Source organism: Suttonella ornithocola (assembly GCF_001889065.1).
GTDB lineage: Bacteria > Pseudomonadota > Gammaproteobacteria > Cardiobacteriales > Cardiobacteriaceae > Suttonella_A > Suttonella_A ornithocola.
Window position 1 is genome coordinate 1 of the sequence record NZ_LWHB01000074.1, and the last position, 17,207, is coordinate 17,207.

General features: G+C 39.6%; 23 protein-coding genes. 8 read left to right on the forward strand and 15 right to left on the reverse strand.

Annotation, left to right across the window (positions count from 1 at the left end; all coding sequences use genetic code 11):
- From A5N85_RS06150 to A5N85_RS06200, 11 genes are all read right to left on the reverse strand, one after another.
- On the reverse strand, window positions 1-525 hold a 525-nt coding region (locus A5N85_RS06150), incomplete at its 3' end, for an FAD-dependent monooxygenase (RefSeq protein WP_211268089.1).
- 159 nt (window positions 526-684) lie between these two features.
- Entirely contained in the window at window positions 685-1,539 is an 855-nt protein-coding gene (locus tag A5N85_RS06155) for a 3'(2'),5'-bisphosphate nucleotidase CysQ family protein (protein WP_072576450.1), read from the reverse strand.
- A gap of 6 nt (window positions 1,540-1,545) precedes the next feature.
- Window positions 1,546-1,920, reverse strand: a complete 375-nt coding sequence (gene rplS / locus A5N85_RS06160) for a 50S ribosomal protein L19 (protein WP_072576451.1) — start codon at window positions 1,918-1,920, stop codon at window positions 1,546-1,548.
- A gap of 16 nt (window positions 1,921-1,936) precedes the next feature.
- Window positions 1,937-2,668 (reverse strand): tRNA (guanosine(37)-N1)-methyltransferase TrmD, encoded by a 732-nt coding sequence (gene trmD, locus A5N85_RS06165; RefSeq protein WP_072576452.1) that lies wholly within the window; start codon window positions 2,666-2,668, stop codon window positions 1,937-1,939.
- Window positions 2,665-3,198 carry a ribosome maturation factor RimM gene (gene rimM, locus A5N85_RS06170; RefSeq protein WP_072576453.1) on the reverse strand — a complete coding sequence of 178 codons (534 nt, stop codon included), beginning with the start codon at window positions 3,196-3,198 and terminating at the stop codon, window positions 2,665-2,667. Before rimM ends, trmD begins: the two co-directional genes overlap by 4 nt.
- A 2-nt stretch (window positions 3,199-3,200) precedes the next feature.
- Window positions 3,201-3,455, reverse strand: a complete 255-nt coding sequence (gene rpsP, locus A5N85_RS06175) for a 30S ribosomal protein S16 (protein WP_072576454.1) — start codon at window positions 3,453-3,455, stop codon at window positions 3,201-3,203.
- A 163-nt stretch (window positions 3,456-3,618) separates the two neighbouring features.
- A complete protein-coding gene (locus A5N85_RS06180; RefSeq protein WP_072576455.1) occupies window positions 3,619-3,846 on the reverse strand; it encodes an alanine-zipper protein in 228 nt (75 codons plus the stop codon).
- Window positions 3,847-3,907: 61 nt separating this feature from the next.
- Window positions 3,908-4,408 (reverse strand): pantetheine-phosphate adenylyltransferase, encoded by a 501-nt coding sequence (coaD, locus tag A5N85_RS06185; protein WP_072576456.1) that lies wholly within the window; start codon window positions 4,406-4,408, stop codon window positions 3,908-3,910.
- Window positions 4,401-4,964 carry a 16S rRNA (guanine(966)-N(2))-methyltransferase RsmD gene (gene rsmD, locus A5N85_RS06190; protein WP_072576457.1) on the reverse strand — a complete coding sequence of 188 codons (564 nt, stop codon included), beginning with the start codon at window positions 4,962-4,964 and terminating at the stop codon, window positions 4,401-4,403. Before rsmD ends, coaD begins: the two co-directional genes overlap by 8 nt.
- Window positions 4,961-6,067 carry a 3-deoxy-7-phosphoheptulonate synthase gene (locus A5N85_RS06195; protein ID WP_245935974.1) on the reverse strand — a complete coding sequence of 369 codons (1,107 nt, stop codon included), beginning with the start codon at window positions 6,065-6,067 and terminating at the stop codon, window positions 4,961-4,963. Before A5N85_RS06195 ends, rsmD begins: the two co-directional genes overlap by 4 nt.
- A 97-nt stretch (window positions 6,068-6,164) precedes the next feature.
- Complete coding sequence (locus tag A5N85_RS06200) at window positions 6,165-8,390, reverse strand: NADP-dependent isocitrate dehydrogenase (protein WP_115305930.1); 2,226 nt, start codon at window positions 8,388-8,390, stop codon at window positions 6,165-6,167.
- A gap of 145 nt (window positions 8,391-8,535) precedes the next feature.
- Between A5N85_RS06200 and A5N85_RS06205 the strand changes: the two genes are divergently transcribed.
- From A5N85_RS06205 to A5N85_RS06210, 3 genes are read left to right on the forward strand one after another with little or no spacing between them, the layout of a single operon-like run.
- Window positions 8,536-8,727, forward strand: a complete 192-nt coding sequence (locus tag A5N85_RS06205; RefSeq protein ID WP_072576460.1) for a hypothetical protein — start codon at window positions 8,536-8,538, stop codon at window positions 8,725-8,727.
- A gap of 10 nt (window positions 8,728-8,737) precedes the next feature.
- Complete coding sequence (locus A5N85_RS14615; protein ID WP_084601673.1) at window positions 8,738-8,950, forward strand: hypothetical protein; 213 nt, start codon at window positions 8,738-8,740, stop codon at window positions 8,948-8,950.
- 44 nt (window positions 8,951-8,994) lie between these two features.
- Window positions 8,995-9,579, forward strand: coding sequence for a PfkB family carbohydrate kinase (locus tag A5N85_RS06210; protein ID WP_084601674.1), 585 nt, complete (start codon window positions 8,995-8,997; stop codon window positions 9,577-9,579).
- 262 nt (window positions 9,580-9,841) lie between these two features.
- Here A5N85_RS06210 and A5N85_RS06215 read toward each other — a convergent pair whose 3' ends face one another.
- The 3 genes from A5N85_RS06215 to A5N85_RS06225 all read right to left on the reverse strand — a co-directional run bounded on the left by A5N85_RS06215 (window position 9,842) and on the right by A5N85_RS06225 (window position 12,481).
- On the reverse strand, window positions 9,842-10,855 hold the full coding sequence (locus A5N85_RS06215; RefSeq protein WP_072576461.1) for an SIS domain-containing protein: 1,014 nt from the start codon (window positions 10,853-10,855) through the stop codon (window positions 9,842-9,844).
- A 91-nt stretch (window positions 10,856-10,946) separates the two neighbouring features.
- Window positions 10,947-11,672: a competence/damage-inducible protein A gene (locus A5N85_RS06220; RefSeq protein ID WP_072576462.1), complete on the reverse strand. Its 726-nt coding sequence runs from the start codon at window positions 11,670-11,672 to the stop codon at window positions 10,947-10,949.
- Window positions 11,669-12,481, reverse strand: coding sequence for a tetratricopeptide repeat protein (locus A5N85_RS06225; RefSeq protein ID WP_072576463.1), 813 nt, complete (start codon window positions 12,479-12,481; stop codon window positions 11,669-11,671). The genes A5N85_RS06220 and A5N85_RS06225 overlap by 4 nt, the downstream gene beginning before the upstream one ends.
- Before the next feature lie 297 nt (window positions 12,482-12,778).
- Here A5N85_RS06225 and metE point away from each other — a divergent pair, with 297 nt between their 5' ends.
- Complete coding sequence (gene metE / locus A5N85_RS06230; RefSeq protein ID WP_072576464.1) at window positions 12,779-15,058, forward strand: 5-methyltetrahydropteroyltriglutamate--homocysteine S-methyltransferase; 2,280 nt, start codon at window positions 12,779-12,781, stop codon at window positions 15,056-15,058.
- Window positions 15,059-15,183: 125 nt separating this feature from the next.
- Complete coding sequence (locus A5N85_RS06235; RefSeq protein WP_072576465.1) at window positions 15,184-16,053, forward strand: metallophosphoesterase; 870 nt, start codon at window positions 15,184-15,186, stop codon at window positions 16,051-16,053.
- Window positions 16,054-16,064: 11 nt separating this feature from the next.
- On the opposite strand, the gene A5N85_RS06240 is transcribed toward A5N85_RS06235, so the two are convergent.
- Window positions 16,065-16,313 (reverse strand): hypothetical protein, encoded by a 249-nt coding sequence (locus tag A5N85_RS06240; protein WP_072576466.1) that lies wholly within the window; start codon window positions 16,311-16,313, stop codon window positions 16,065-16,067.
- A 167-nt stretch (window positions 16,314-16,480) separates the two neighbouring features.
- Here A5N85_RS06240 and A5N85_RS06245 point away from each other — a divergent pair, with 167 nt between their 5' ends.
- From A5N85_RS06245 to A5N85_RS17600, 3 genes are all read left to right on the forward strand, one after another.
- The gene (locus A5N85_RS06245) at window positions 16,481-16,837 is read left to right on the forward strand and encodes an IS630 transposase-related protein (protein ID WP_072576138.1); all 357 of its coding nucleotides are present in this window, start codon (window positions 16,481-16,483) and stop codon (window positions 16,835-16,837) included.
- Window positions 16,837-17,088, forward strand: coding sequence for a transposase (locus A5N85_RS15085; protein ID WP_072576467.1), 252 nt, complete (start codon window positions 16,837-16,839; stop codon window positions 17,086-17,088). The genes A5N85_RS06245 and A5N85_RS15085 overlap by 1 nt, the downstream gene beginning before the upstream one ends.
- The coding region (locus A5N85_RS17600) for a transposase (protein WP_428843252.1) at window positions 17,078-17,207 on the forward strand (130 nt) is incomplete at its 3' end. The genes A5N85_RS15085 and A5N85_RS17600, both read left to right, overlap by 11 nt.

The following is a 17,207-nucleotide window of genomic DNA, read 5'->3' on the forward strand; positions in this document are numbered from 1 at the left end:
TCGGCGAACAAAGGATAAACGGCTATCCGCAGCCACTAATAAAGAAGCAGTTAATGTTTCACCATTGTCTAAAGTTACACTGGCTTTTTGATGATTACTGGTTGCTGAAACCACTTTATGTCCCAATAACCAACGAATATTATTTTGCGTTTGGGCCGCATCGTAAGCCGCTTTTCGGATGAGATGATTAGAAACCAAATAGCCTAGCGTATCAATCGGACGTCGTTTGCTATCTGTTGGCGGCAAGGCAAAATGGAGCTGATAATCCGATTGCCCATTCACGACTTTTGCCTCGCGCAAAGGATAGATTTCTTCCGCTGGAAAGCGCTGCCAAATATCTAAATCTTCTAATATTTGCTTGGATGGATGAGTGAGCGCAATTTCTCGTCCATCAAAAGGCGGTGAAGCCAGTTCTTCATTGGTATGCGGATCAATAATGGTGATAGATAATTCACTATCGGCAAGGGAACAGCATAAACTTAATCCGCTTGGCCCAGCGCCTACAATAATAATATCACTATGCATAGCTTCATCCTATCCTAAAAAATATCTCTAAAATTTTAGCATAATTACGCGATAAACTTTTGTTCTTTCACTTACACAAGAGAGTGATACGAATTTAATTGATTTGATAATCATTGTCTTAAAAACGGTTTATTTTCTAGTAAAGCGTCTACTGATGATTTACTTTGGAAGATAAATGTTTTCTGTTGAACAAAGTTTTTCTAGCTGTTCAAAATAACACGCTAATTTATCAGAAGAGATTTTGTTGTTATAAGCAATAAACGGCGGATTAAGCGTGGTTTCACGTCTACCATATTGCAAGACTGTATTTCCTAAATAACGTAATCCCCCACCAACTTCTGATAATAAAATATCACCCGCTGCGGTATCCCATTCGCTGGTAGCAGAAGCAAGTTTAAAATAAATATCGGCTTTTCCTTCAGCTATCCAGCAAAACTTCAATGCACTTGCACAACTAACCTGTCGATAATTGCCTAATGTTTGGGATAAATAATGCTGTAATCGTTTACCTATTTTTGGTTTAGCGGTAATTAGTATAGGCTCTGCGGTTTCATTTTGCGCATTCAAAGCCTTAATTGACTGATTAGGCGTATAACGATATGCACCTTGCCCTTTTATCGCAAACCAATATTGATGCGTTAAAGGCGCATAAATTAAGCCAAGTGTTGGACGGTGGTTTTCAATCCGAGCAATAGCAATACAAAATTCTCCTGTTCGATTGATAAATTCTTTTGTTCCATCAATCGGATCAATTAACCAATAATCTCGGTGATGCGCAAATTGTGCAGCCTTTGCTGATTCTTCGCTAACGACAGGAATAGATAAAATTTGTGGTAAGCCTTCCATTAAAATTTTATGCACTGCCAAATCTGCTTGCGTGAGTGGCGTACTATCAGCTTTTTTAATAGTTTTTAATCGTTCATCATTACCATAAAAATACAAAATCGCCGCACTTGCTTGTTCACAAAGTGCGGCGATTTTCTCTATACAGTGCCGAGTATCAGGCAACAGCATAATGGATTAAGCTTGCTTAGCTGCAGCTTTTTTAGTATCCAATTTTTCTTTAATACGAGCAGCTTTACCTTCCAAGCCACGTAAGTAGTAAAGTTTTGCGCGACGAACGTCACCACGACGTTTGACGACAACAGATTCAATACGAGGGCTGTGTGTTTGGAATACACGCTCAACGCCTTCACCATGTGAGATTTTACGCACAGTGAAAGATGAACCAATACCGCGATTTTTCTTAGCAATGCATACGCCTTCAAAAGCCTGTACACGCTCGCGGTTACCTTCGCGAATTTTTACATTCACAACGAGAGTATCTCCCGGATTGAATATCGGAAGATCGGTTTTAAATTGTTCTTGTTCAAGGGTGTCAATGATATTGCTCATGACGGCTCTCCGGAGATTAATTTTCAGCTAAAAATTCATTTAATAACGCTTGCTGCTCAGCACTGATATTAAGTTTCATAAAAATATCGGGACGTTGCAGAAACGTCCTACCTAGTGCTTGCTTAAGCCGCCAGCGCGCTATACGGGCGTGATCGCCACTAAGTAAGATTTCAGGGGCGCGGATTGTATCAATTTTTTCGGGTCTTGTATAGTGGGGATGATCTAAAAGTTGATCATGAAAAGAATCTTCAATTGCAGACGCTTCATCACCTAAAACACTTGGTACCAAACGACAAACCGCATCTGCAACAATTGCAGCTGCCATTTCACCGCCAGATAAGACAAAATCCCCTATGGAAATTTCTAAATCTATATATTTATCAATAAATCGTTGATCCATTCCTTCATAACGCCCGCACCACAACGCAAGATGTGGTTTTCTTGCTAATTGTGCAGCAATATTATGATGAAAGGTTTCCCCTTGTGGACTTAAGTAAATATGAAAAGGTCTTTCAATTTGCTGATTAAGCTTTTCTGCTGTTCGCGCCAAAGGTTGGTATTGCATCACCATTCCAGGCCCACCGCCAAAAGGACGGTCATCAACACGCCCATGGCGGTCTTCACTTTCCTCTCTTGGGCTATGATAAGTAAATTGTAGTATCTGTTTTTCAATTGCTCGCCCAACTACTCCTTGCGAAAACCAGTGTTGAATTAACGCTGGAAATATGGTGATAAAGTCGATTTTCATTCGTTAGAAATATCAGACCATTTAGGATCCCAATCGACGTAGAGAGTACCAGTTTCGGGATCATATTCATCAATATAAGTGCCGATTGCATAAGGGATAAGGTGTTCTTGAGTATCACTTTTAACGATTAACACATCATTAGCACCTGTTTCGAGAATTTCTTTAATTTCACCTAGAAAGGTATCTTCCCGATTCATCACTTTAAGCCCTAATAAATCTGCCCAATAAATTTCTCCCTCAGGCAAATCCGGCATTTCACTACGTAACACATAAAGGCTTGTTCCCATCAATGCCATTGCTGCATCACGATCGTTAATGTCTTCAAACTGAGCAATTAAGCTTTTGTTTTGCTTTTGCCCATTTTTGAGAACGAGAGAAAAAGTAGGCTGATGGGTATTTTTCGCAAGAAATTTTTTATAGCGTAAAATGGCTTCACGGGGTCGGCAATCTGAGTGAATTTTCACCCAACCGCGAACCCCGTGAACGCCAACGATACGCCCTAAATAGACTTGCGCATCGTTGCTTTTCATACTTAGCCGTTTTGTTTAGCTTTATATTGCTTCATTAGGCTTTTAACACGGTCACTCACTTGACCACCTTTAGAAACCCAGTATTCAATACGCTCAATATTTAGGCGAAGCTCTTCTTCTTGACCGCGAGCAATTGGGTTAAAAAAGCCAAGACGCTCAATGAAACGTCCATCACGAGCATTGCGACTGTCAGTTGCAACTACATGGTAGAACGGACGCTTTTTAGAGCCGCCACGAGATAGTCGGATTGCTAACATTTGATTTTCCTTTAATTGGAAGTGAATAAAAAAGAGCGGGCATTATACTGGTTTTTGAATAAATGTCATATTTTTATTTATCTTAGCGCTATTTTTACCCCAAAAATAAAGCGAGTGGTTAACCAACCACTCGCTTTTAGTCATTTAATCACAGATAATAAAATTATTTTAACTGTGATTTAGTGAATACACGATCAATTTTAGCTGCGTTTTGTTGCGCAAGTGCTAAAGCTTGTTGTGAAGTTTGGTTAGCTTGAACAGCAGCTGCACGAGCTTCTTCCACAGAAGCACGAAGGCTAGCTAAGTCGCTATTGTCAGCAGTTTTGCTTGCACAACCAGCAAATAAAATAGTTGCAGCACCTAATGCAGCAATTTTAACGATAGTTTTCATGAGAACTCCTTCAATTGATTAATTGTCATAAAGACGTCAATACTATACACAAAATTACTTTTTAATGACAATTTTTTTCGCATAAACTTTCTTTAACTTTTAAATGAACTAATCCATCCACTTTTCCGCCCAATTTAGCGACTTCTCTAACCATAGTAGAAGAGATAAAAGACAGATTTTCAGACGGCGTTAAAAAAATGGTTTCAATCTCTGACGAGAGATGCCTATTCATAGCAGCCAATTGAAATTCATACTCAAAATCAGAAACAGCTCTTAAGCCTCGAATAATCATTTTTGCCTGATATTGATGACATAAATCTATAAGAAGTCCATCATAAGCAATAACTTCTACCTCACAAGAAAGGTTTAGAGAAGGTAACACAGCTTGAACGAGCTTTACGCGTTCTTCAAAGCTAAAAAGTGGCGTTTTATGATGACCAACAGCCACAGCAATATATAATTTGTCGCAAAGTTTACTGCTACGTTCAATAATATCTTGATGTCCAATCGTGATTGGGTCAAATGTACCAGGATAAAGCGCAATATGAGAATTTTTAGTCATGAGCGTACCCAATCAGTCCATAGTGAACTTGTCCTGCTTTTGCTTGTTTTATCCAGTCAAATCCTTGCGCTAAAACATAAGCTGATAAAGGTTGATGACTTTCAATATAAATTTTTCCATGCGGTTTCAACCATGCAGAGTTTGTAAACTTCTCAATACATTGTTGATGTAGATTTTGGTCAAATGGTGGATCAAGCAAAATAAGGTCATAAGCCGTTTGCGGTACAAGAGAAAGCGTATCTGTTTGCATCACTCGAGTATGAATTTCCTTCCATGTTTGTAGGATATCGCGTAAGCCTGATACATTTTCACTATTTTTTTCGCAAAACAATACACTAGCCGCTCCTCTTGATAAGGCTTCTAGCCCCAATGCGCCACTGCCAGCAAAAGCATCTAAAACATACGCGCCCGCTATTTCAAATTGCAACCAGTTATAAAGTGTTTCTCGCACACGGTTTGGACTTGGTCGCAATCCTGCCCTATCTGCAACAGGGATTTTTCTGCCTCTATGCTTTCCAGCGATAATACGAATTTGATGCGGTTTAACTGTTTTCATGATAAGGCTTTTAATTGTTGATAAGCCGATAAAATTGCGGCTTCTGTGGTTTCCCAATCAATACAACCATCTGTAATAGAAACGCCATATTTCAGCTGTGATAAATCAGCAGATAATGACTGATTACCAGCATGTAAATGGCTTTCTAGCATTAAGCCAACGATAGACTGATTGCCTTCTGCAATTTGGTGAATAACATCTTTCATCACCAGTGGCTGACGCTGTGGGTCTTTATTCGAATTTGCATGCGAGCAATCAATAATTAAATTAGCAGGCAGCCCTTTTTTAGCCAATACTTCTTCACAAATGGCAACATTTACGCTGTCATAATTTGGACCGTGGTTACCGCCTCTTAATACGACATGACCATAGCGGTTACCTAAACTACGCGTAATTGCCGTCACGCCATTAACATCAATACCTAAAAAGCTATGCGGACGTGAGGCAGATTCAATCGCATTGATAGCAACATATAAAGAACCATCTGTACTGTTTTTAAAGCCAATTGGCGTAGATAATCCACTAGACATTTCTCTATGGGTTTGGCTTTCTGCGGTTCGCGCGCCAATTGCTGTCCAGCTAATTAAATCTCCAATATATTGGGGCGTAATTGGGTCAAGCGCTTCTGTTCCTGCTGGTAGTCCTAAATCGTTGATATCAATTAACAGCTGTCTTGCAATATGCAAGCCTTTTTCGATATGAAAAGTATCATCTAAATCTGGATCATTAATTAAACCTTTCCAGCCAACTGTGGTTCTTGGTTTTTCAAAATACACACGCATAATGATTAAGAAAACATCCGATACTTTATCGGCTAACGCTTTGAGTCGCTTGGCATACTCCATTGCAGCAGAAACATCATGAATAGAGCAAGGACCAACCACAATCATTTTTCGAGAATCTTTATGATCTAAAATATCTCGAATGGCTGAACGCCCCGCTAAAACCGTTTGCTTTGCTGCTTCTGTTAATGGGTGAGCGCTTGCTAACGCCTGTGGGGAAAGAAGAGGATGTTGTTCGCTGACACGCAAGTTATGTAAATCTTTATCCATTTTATTCTCTAAAAAGCATTGATTATATCGCTGACCTAAAGAAGATGTCATTTTCTAACGTTAGTTTTCTGCACAATGGTAATCAATCGAATCTTTCTAGGCAAACAAAAGCCGTCAAAAGACGGCTTCAGTAAAAGAAAAATGAAAATTAGCCAAGTGTTGCTAATGCATCATTTAATGTTTGACTTGGGCGCATTGCCTCGCTTGCTTTAGCTTTATCAGGCTGATAGTAACCGCCAATATCAACCGGCTCACCCTGCACACCATTAAGCTCTTCAACAATTTTTGCTTCATTATCGGCTAATGCTTTTGCCAAAGGCGCAAAACGGCTTTGCAAATCCGTATCTTCACTTTGCCCTGCCAATGCTTGCGCCCAATAAAGTGCAAGATAGAAGTGGCTACCGCGATTATCTAACTCACGAACTTTACGAGAAGGCGATTTGCCATTCATCAATAGGGTTTCTATCGCTTTATCTAAAGTATCCGCTAAAACTTGAGCTTTTTGATTACCTGTCGTTTGCGCAAGATGCTCAAAAGAAACCGCTAATGCTAAAAATTCACCCAAAGAATCCCAACGCAAATGATTTTCGGCAAGGAATTGCTGAACGTGTTTTGGTGCAGAACCGCCCGCACCAGTTTCAAACAAGCCACCGCCATTCATTAATGGAACGATAGAAAGCATTTTAGCGCTGGTACCTAATTCTAAGATTGGGAACAAGTCAGTTAAATAGTCACGCAAAACGTTACCTGTTACGGAAATGGTATCTTTACCAGCTTTTACTCGCTCAAGCGTGTAACGAGTCGCTGCTTCAGGCGATAAAATTTGGATATCTAGTCCAGTCGTATCCAATTGCGCCAAATCTGCTTTTACTTTTTTAATCAACTCACGGTCATGCGCACGATTTTCATCTAACCAAAAAACTGCTGGCGTATTCGATAAACGCGCACGATTAACCGCTAATTGAACCCAATCTTTAATTGGCGCATCTTTGGTTTGACACATCCGCCAAATATCCCCTGCTTCCACATTGTGTTGCATTAAAACATTGCCAGCTTCGTCCACAACACGCACTTCGCCATCACCAGCAATTTCAAACGTTTTATCATGCGAACCATATTCTTCGGCTTTTTGTGCCATTAAGCCAACATTCGGCACTGTTCCCATTGTCGTTGGATCAAAAGCGCCATATTCTTTACAAAAAGCGATTGTTTCTGCATAAACGCCACTGTAGCTAGCATCAGGAATAACGGCTTTTGTATCTTTCGCTTTTCCATCTGCACCCCACATCCGACCACTATTGCGAATCATTGCCGGCATAGAAGCATCAATAATCACATCACTTGGTACATGTAAGTTGGTGATACCTTTATCAGAATCCACCATTGCCAATCCAGGTCGCTCGGCATACGCTTGCTCAATGACTTTTTCTACCGCTTCCTTCACCTCCGCAGGAAGTTTATCCAAATTGCTCAATAAATTGCCAAAGCCATTATTAACATCAATACCTGCTTTTTGTAGTTCCTCTGAATATTGCGTAAAGACAGGCGCAAAATAGGTACGTACAGCATGTCCAAAAATAATTGGGTCTGACACTTTCATCATCGTTGCCTTCATGTGCAACGAGAATAAAATGTCTTGCGCTTTTGCATCGGCAATTTCTTTTTCTAAGAAAGCGACCAACGCTTTTTTGCTCATAAATGTACCGTCAATAACTTCCCCTTCTAAAAGCGAAAGCGTTTTTAAAGGTGTGGCTTTGCCAGATTTTGAAACAAACTCAATCGTTACTTTAGTCGCCTTTGGTACTGTCACAGACTTTTCATTATGGAAAAAATCCCCACTTTCCATGCTTGCCACATGCGATTTAGAATCTTTTTCCCAAGCACCCATACTATGCGGATATTTTTTCGCATAATTTTTAACCGCTTTTGGCGCTCGACGGTCTGAATTTCCTTCTCTTAAGACGGGATTAACTGCTGATCCTTTAATTTTATCGTAGCGACCTTTTATCTCTTTAGCGGTTTCATCTGTCGCATTATCTGGATAATCAGGCACAGCAAATCCATGTTTTTGTAACTCAGCAATCGCTGCCTTTAACTGTGGCATTGAGGCGCTAATATTCGGTAGCTTAATAATGTTAGCCTCTGGCTTTTTAACCAATTCACCCAATTCCGCTAAAGCATCTGGAATTTGCTGCTCTTCTTTCAAATAATCTGGAAAAGCCGCTAAAATTCTTCCTGCCAATGAAATATCACTTAACTGAAACTCAATATCTGCAGTTGCTGCAAACGCACGCACGATAGGCAATAAAGATTTAGTTGCAAGTGCGGGGGCTTCATCGGTATGTGTATAAACGATGGTGGCTTTAGTCATAATGTTTCCTTATCAAAGGTTACAAAGTTCTTATCATAACATAGCCAACCAACTATCCTGTGCGATAAACACGACTGATAAAGATTTTTATCTCTATAAAAAAATATTTTTTCAAGATATAATAAATCGCTTAAATAAGGAGAACCAAATGAAAACTGCACTTATGCTTATTGCTACCTTTTGCCTAATTAGCGCTTGTAGCGATGATAAACCCAAAGAATCCCCAAAAAACGATAATCCTCTTATCAAAATGCAGCAAGAAACCACCCAAAAAGCACAAGATGCGGTTAATAGTGCATTAGAAAAGCAGACTGAAGCGTTAGAAAACATTGATAAGTGAGTCTATTATTATGAGCCTTAGTCAAAATCCTTTACCCATTGATGTAATTAGCATTCAATCAGAAGTTGTTTATGGACACGTCGGCAATAATGCTGTTATTCCTGTTTTACAACATCATGGTTTTACAACCGCTACCATCCCAACCGTTTACTATTCAAATACCCCCTTATACCTAGTTTATACGGTGGGATTATTCCAGATGATTGGTTCAGCGGCTTTTTAAAAGCACTAACAGATAGAGATTTACTAAAAACTGCCAAACATATCATGTTGGGCTATCTTGGTAGTCCTTCACAAGCAGATATACTAGCGGATTGGCTCATCGAAGTCAGAAAAGACTATCCTCATATTACCATTCAAATTGATCCTGTTTTAGGTGATACTGGTGTTGGGCTTTACGTTGATAAACGCTTGGCAGAAAACTACCGCAACCGTTTACGCAAGCTCGCAACAGGAATGACACCTAACCATTTTGAGCTTGAGTACCTTGTTGGACATCAACTCACTACTTTAGAAGAAACCGTAGAAGCTGCTAAATCTCTTCTTTCGAAACAAACACAATGGATTATTGCTACCAGTGCTGCACCTGAAACTTGGCAAGAAGGCACCATGCAAATTGCTATCGTTACTCATGATAATATTGATATCCATACACATAAGCACCACCCTAGTAGCGCACAAGGTACTGGAGATACCTTTGCTGCGACACTCGCTGCTCATTTATTAAAAGGAGAAAGCCTAAAAGCAGCTACTCAAAAAGCTGCCGATGCTGTTGTTGCGGTTTTACAGAATACTTTAGAAGCAGATACTCGAGAAATTCAGCTGATTAAAACGCTATCAAAAAATTGCTAATCGCAACACAGAACGACTCCTGAAAATATATATAGCAGATTCAACTTTGAAGTGCAGCACTGCACATCTTACTTCTCAATCCTATTTTAGAAAATGTTGCACTTCAAGGTTGAATCTATAGCTAACTTCCCAAAAAATGTATACAACATTAACTCAATATCCACTTTGAAGACAGTCTCCTATCTACAAGTCCTGTATGCATTTTTTGGGATTTTAGTTATACTCTAAACGTAGAAGCCTATCATCAGACAGGCTTTTCGCTTTAACGCGTGGTGGTAACTTTATTCAAATTCGGCGGGTTATCAGTATCAATCCCCCGCGCTCGAGATAATTGCTCAGCCATATGATAAAACGTTTGAATTGTCGTTAATCCTTGTAACGCATTATGCCCTGCATCAACCAACGGCAAATCCCTTTCCGCAACGCTTTCATCAGCCGCCAATAACACTTTTGCGCCCATCGTTCTGAACTGTTGAGCCAATTCAATCAAACCCGCTTGCGTTTCATCTTTTGGCGCAAAAATCAGCGCAATTTGTTCTTCATTCATCAGCGCCATCGGTCCATGCTTAACTTCCGCACCAGAGAAAGCTTCACCTTGCAATAAACAAGTTTCTTTACATTTCAAAGCTGCTTCTTTTGCAATCGGCAACCCTGCGCCACGTCCAACGACATACAGTCGTTTAGCAGGCGTCAATAATTCAACCGCTTTAGACCAATCTAATTCCTGTGCTATTTCTAATTTTTCAGGTAGCGCATCTAAGGCGGGCAGTAAATCTTTTTGCGCTAACCAAGGTTCAAAAATGCGCAAACCCGCTCCGATCGTCGCAATAAAGCTTTTTGTCGCAGCAACACTTTTTTCTTCTCCAGCCTCAATATTTACAACTTCATTACTGACTTCCGCTAAAGGAGAAGGAATAGTATTAAGTAATGCTAAAAGCGGAATCCCTGCTTGTTGCACACTTTTTGCACTTTCTAATAAATCTTGACTACCGCCAGACTGAGAAATCGTTAAAGCAAAAATATCACCTGCTTTCCAATGAGTTTGATAAAGCGTATTCAGTGAGAGCGGAATAGAAGCAGCAACCATTCCACTATAACGCATCAATAAATAAGACAAATACTCTGCCGCATGGTCAGAAGTACCGCGAGCAAACGTCATTAAAGTCGCAGGTATCTTTTTACCTAAACGTTCACGCATCGCATTAAACGCAGGATTTTGCTGCTGACGGCGTAACACATCGGCTGCTTCGCGAATTTCTTTATGCATTAATGTCATCACATCACCTATCACTTTAAAAGAGTATTTTTATTATAGCGCCTAAGAAAATTATTTTCATAATTTTCAAAATAACTGAAAGATAATGCTTTTACTCTTGATACGGCATTTGATGATTTTCCAACCAACCTTTAGCCTCTGCTAACGCTTCACTAACTTGATTAGGCTCACCCTCTATTCCTAGCTCCAATTCATGTCTAATTTGCGGCAAACTAGAAATCGTCAGTATTGGATAGCGCTGCTCAAGCTGCTCCATTAACGGCGCAATTTCACTCTCTGGCGCTTGAACCATTAAGGCATGATACTCGCGCTCTTGCGCCATATCTTGATAATACGTATCTAACACCCAATTTATCATTGGCGCCGCCATTTGCGGAAAACCGGGAACACAATGAATATGCCTGATAGAAAATCCCGGAATCTCATTGATAGGATTGGGAATTAACGTGCACCCTTGCGGAAACGCGACTAAATTTTTTCGATTTTCTGTCAATTCATTACCAAAACAATTTTCTAAAATCCTCATTCCCTCTGGATGATATTCAATTGCAACTCCACACGCTTTTGCAACCGCTTGACGCGTACGATCATCTGGTGTTGCGCCAATACCGCCATAGCTCAAAATAATATGATTTTCTTTATGCAACCGCTGGTAAGTTTGAATAAGATCCTCTGTGTTATCGCCTAGAAAAATGGCTTGATGTAGCCGTAGCTTTCGTTTATTACAAGCAGAAACCGTGTTCGCTAAATGTGCATCCTGCCTCCTACCTGCTAGAATTTCATTTCCAATAATCACCGCTGTAATAGGACGACTCATAAGCACTTCCTTTTTTCTTCAAGATAATTTACAACCTTTGGATGTTCTTGCCACAATCCTCCATAAAACACCCAATAACTCCAAGCCATTTCTTCTGTATCACTATAATAAGCAATATCGGGGTCATAATCAGGCGGTGCTTCATGATGCGTTTTAAGCAATTCTGTAATGACTAAAGGAAACTCAAGCTCAGCTTCGCGCCACAATCGGCTTGCTGTATTTGTATCGCTATTGACAATCGCTAAATACAAAGCACCAAATAGAATCTCTGGCACATAATCTTCTGGATATTGTCGATACAATCGATGCATAGCAATAATATTTTTCTCTTCCATATAGACTTTAGGCAACAATGTTCTTAATCCAAGCTCATCTGCAGGATCAATTTTTAAAGTCCACTCACAAATTTCACGACACCCTTTTTGATTCCCCGTCTCATCATATAAATCTGCTAAATGACGACAATTATGCAAAAAAGCTTGATTCCCGGGATACCCCCAAGGCAGAAAGTGTTTACCCGGAATAAAATCTTTTGGAAGCGCTGCTTGATAAAGCTGATGCGCTAAAGCTGCCGCTAAATATGCCATTGGCAAATCATCTTCTTGATCACAAGCATCTGATAACAGCGTCAGCACTTCTGGATGTGGAGGAAAATGTAAAATCAGATTACTTAAATATTCTATTGCTTCAGGAAAACGCTCATGATTAAACAAGTCAAGTGCTATCTGATATTTTTGTGCTAAAGCCAGATTTTTGATGCTGGTTTGAAATTCCCAAAAAGTATTGCTATGTGTGTGAACCTTTATCATGCATCATCCTTTTTGACGCATGATATAAGTAAATTTCTTAAAACAAAACTATAAAGAAAAATTTTTTCTGATAAAAACTTAGCGCTGTTACTAAACTTCTACAAAACCATCTCTTTTCTCAACTTAATATCTTGTTTTAATTATTTAAATAAATATCACCTTGTTTTATAAACTTCCATCTTAATCTATAAATAAATTTTATGGTTCTATTCATTTTTACCATTATTTTTTATAAGCATTTAACGATAAGATATCCATTCACTTAAACCATTTAATCATTATCGAGGTCTATTATTTATGGCAAAAATTCATACTCTAGGTTTTCCTCGCATTGGTGCGAAGAGAGAACTTAAATTTGCACAAGAAGCCTATTGGCGTGGCGAAACATCTGCAAACGAATTACAAGAAGTCGCAAAAGCCTTACGCGCGCGTCATTGGGATAACCAAAAAGCGCTTGATTTCATTCCTGTCGGTGATTTCTCTCTTTATGATCAAGTATTAGATATGAGCCAAACCTTAGGGAACTTACCTAAGCGTGTAACCGAATTAGAAGAGAATGATTTAGATGCGTTCTTCCGTGCTGCTCGCGGTCGTTGTCCAAAAGATACCGCTGAAGGTGGTGTTGCAGCATCTGAAATGGTGAAATGGTTTAACTCTAACTACCATTATATGGTGCCAGAATTTACCGCTGATACACAATTTGCTTTAAATCCTGAACGCTTACTTTCTCAAATCGCTGAAGCGAAAGCGCAAGGTATCAATTTTAAACCCGTCATTATCGGGCCTGTTACCTACCTATGGCTTGGAAAAGAAAAAGATAATAGCCGTCGAGTAGAATTACTAGAACGCTTACTTCCTGTTTATGACCAACTGCTCAACCAGCTTGCTGATGCAGGCGCAGAATGGGTACAAATTGATGAGCCTGCACTGGTCACCACATTAGATGCTGACTGGCGTCATGCGTTTAAAACCGCTTATCATGAGCTAAAAAGAACAAAGCCTAAAATCTTATTGGCAACATATTTCTCAAGCTTAGCAGATAACTTTGATATTGTTACAAAAGCACCCGTCCAAGGTATCCATTTAGATGCCATTAATGCGCCTAAAGAAATCAATCAACTCGTTGATTGGTTGCCTGAAACAAAAGTTTTATCACTTGGTATCGTTGATGGGCGTAATATTTGGAAAACCGACCTTTCTGCTGCTCTAGATTTACTTGAGCCGATTGCCGAAAGACTCGGGGATCGTTTATGGCTTTCAGCTTCTTCTTCTTTATTGCATGTCCCTGTAGACCTTGAGCAAGAAAACGAGCTAGACCCTGAAATCAAAAATTGGTTCGCTTTCGCTATCCAAAAATTAGAAGAATTGCGCATCTTAAAAGAAGCACTCAATAATGGCAGAGATAGCGTCAAAGAAGCACTAGAAGAAAATGCTGCCGCGCTCGCTGGTCGCCGAGCGTCTAAACGCGTACATGATGATGCTGTTCAAGCTCGTGTTGTCGCAGTTACCAAAGAAATGGCTGACCGACAAGCGCCTTACGCAGAGCGTGCCAAAGCACAAAAAGAACACATCAAACTACCACTTTTCCCAACCACAACTATCGGCTCATTCCCACAAACCGCTGAAATTCGTAAATATCGTAGTGATTTCCGCAAAGGCGTCATTGACGAAGCGACTTATGTTGCCGCCATGCAAGCAGATATTAAAAACTGTGTAGAAATCCAAAACGAATTGGGGCTTGATATTCTTGTACACGGTGAAGCTGAACGTAACGACATGGTTGAATACTTTGGCGAACAACTAGCTGGTTACGTCTTTACCCGATTTGCGTGGGTACAATCTTATGGTTCACGTTGCGTTAAACCACCAATTATCTACGGCGATGTTTCACGCCCAGAACCAATGACTGTTAAATGGTCAACCTACGCGCAATCATTGACACAACAACCGATGAAAGCCATGTTAACTGGTCCTGTTACCATTCTTAACTGGTCATTTGTACGTGATGACCAACCGCGCGCAGATACCTGTTTACAAATCGCATTAGCCATTCGCGACGAAGTTGTTGACCTAGAAAAAGCTGGATTAAAAGTCATCCAAATCGATGAACCCGCTATTCGTGAAGGCTTACCGCTAAAACGGGATGAATGGCAAGCTTATCTTGATTGGGCAGTAAGAGCATTCCGTATCTCTGCGGCAGGCGTGCAAAACGAAACACAAATTCATACACACATGTGTTATAGCGAATTTAACGACATTATGCCTTCTATCGCGGAAATGGACGCTGATGTAATCACCATTGAAACTTCGCGTTCAGATATGAAGCTCTTAGAAGCGTTTGAGAGCTTTAACTATCCAAATGAAATTGGACCAGGGGTTTATGATATCCACTCTCCAAATGTGCCAACCGTTGAACACATGGTTGACCTCATGGAAAAAGCGGCTAAACGCATTCCAGCAGAACGCCTATGGGTTAACCCAGACTGTGGATTAAAAACGCGTCAATGGAAAGAAACCAAAGCTTCATTAGCAAATATGGTTGAAGCCGCTAAAATATTGCGTGAAAAATTTGCTTAATACTCATCTACCAAACATAAAAAGACGGCACTTTGAGTACCGTCTTTTTATTTATATAGTGACATTATTATAGAAACTTCTTTAAACTTATATTTAATATAAATAATCATAAGCTGAGTAGTCTAATGATACGAGTCGCAATATTTGCGGATATTCACGGAAAAATCTTACTACCTTTTAAATTGGTTAATTATTATCAACAAATAACCGGCAATAAAATCGACTGGATTTTACAATGTGGTGATATCGGCGCTTTTCCAGATAAATCTCGCTTAGACAAGGCCACTTTAAGGCATGCTAAATCCGCCCCAGAAGAGCTTGGCTTTTTACACGATTTTACCGTTTATAAACCGTATATTGCGGATTTTCTTAAGCACTTAAATATCCAAATGCTATGCGTACGTGGAAATCATGAAGATCATGATTTTTTAGATAAATTAGAAATCCAAGCAATCGCTCAACAACAATCTACTTTTAGTATTGATGTCTATCAAAAAGTACTTGTTTGTCGCTCTGGTATTCCCATTACTTTACAAAAGTTGGATGAACAACTCTCCATTTTACCCGTTGGGCGGATTGGTGACAGAAAGGCACGCACGCATTCCACTTTCATTCAACCCTATGAACGCCAAGCCATAGAAACCTTTGCACAAACACATTCAGAGTGCGACATCTTACTCAGTCACGATAAAGATAGCGAAAGCCAAAGAGGATATGGTTCTATTGAGCTCTATCATTTATTAAATCAGGTCGAATTTTCCTACCATTTTTATGGACATACTGGAGAGCCTTTTTCACAAACGCTTTCTTTTAATGGCATTACCCAATCGGTTAAAGTCAAAGAGTTAGAATTTAATGCACAAGGCAAACTTGAAGAAGGGTGTATGATTATCCTAGAAAAAACACAAAATCAAGGAATAGAAAAAATCCAAATTTCTGCTATTCCTTTATATAAGATCATTCATTTTGACCAACAAAACTGGCAAAATTATTAAAAATAATTACTTTAATTTTCCAATAAATTTTGTTTTGCTTCAGCTGGCGCATTCTCTCCGGCGCTTGCTTCTAATTCACTTTTTTCATTTGCCAAGTTGCCTTCTGCTTCTGTAACGCTATCCGTTTCTTCTTCTGGAATCACCGCTGAAGCTTCTACTGAAACAGTAGGAGATTTTACAACTTCCTGTGTTATCAATGGCACACCTTCTGGAAAGATAACTTCCCTCGCATCATCAGGCATAGAAATATTATTATCCATTAAAGTTTGTTTGATTAAGCGTAATAGTGCCGACTGAACTTTTAAATTATCTAATCGTGCGCCATCAAACCAGCAATATAGTCAAATCACTTATAATCCAATCTATCCAAAGCAGATATAAAGAACGACTTATAGTAGAATTATCAAAAACAAACTGAGCATATCCTATGACCTACTGCAGCCAATTCCGACAAAAAATTCTTAACGATATTGCTAATGGAGAAACTTGGCGCGCTGTTGCAAAGCGCTACAAGATCAGCAAATTCACCGTCTATAGCTGGATTAAAAATCCCCATCCTAAAGGCTTTACTGAGCGTAAGCCCTCAAAGATTGATGATGAAGCCTTGCTTAAGGATATTGAGCAGTATCCTGATGATTACCAATGGGAAAGCGCTAGACGTTTTAATTGCTCGCAATCAGCGATTTGTTATGCTCTAAAGCGACTAAAGATAACGCATAAAAAAAGATTAACCAACATCCAAAAGCCGACACAGAGAAAAGAGAGCACTTTCAAGAACAAATAGTGGATAAGACCGCTCAAGAAAAACCGATAGTCTATCTTGATGAATGTGGTTTTAAAGCCTTTGCTCATAGACCTTATGGCTACAGCACAAAAGGACAAGTTTGTCATGGAAGTGATAACTGGCATTTAAAGAACCAGAGCAATGCGATTGGAGCCATTATCAATGGAGAATTGTTTGCCTTACGCTTATATGATGGTTCTATTAACAGCGATATTTTCTCTCATTGGGTGATGAGAAGCACTGTTACCTGAGTTACCTAAAAACAGTGTAATTGTCATGGACAATGCCGCTTTTCATAAACGCAGTGATATTCAAGCAATCATTGAAGAGCATGGGCATGAGATAGTTTGGTTACCCCCTTATAGTCCAG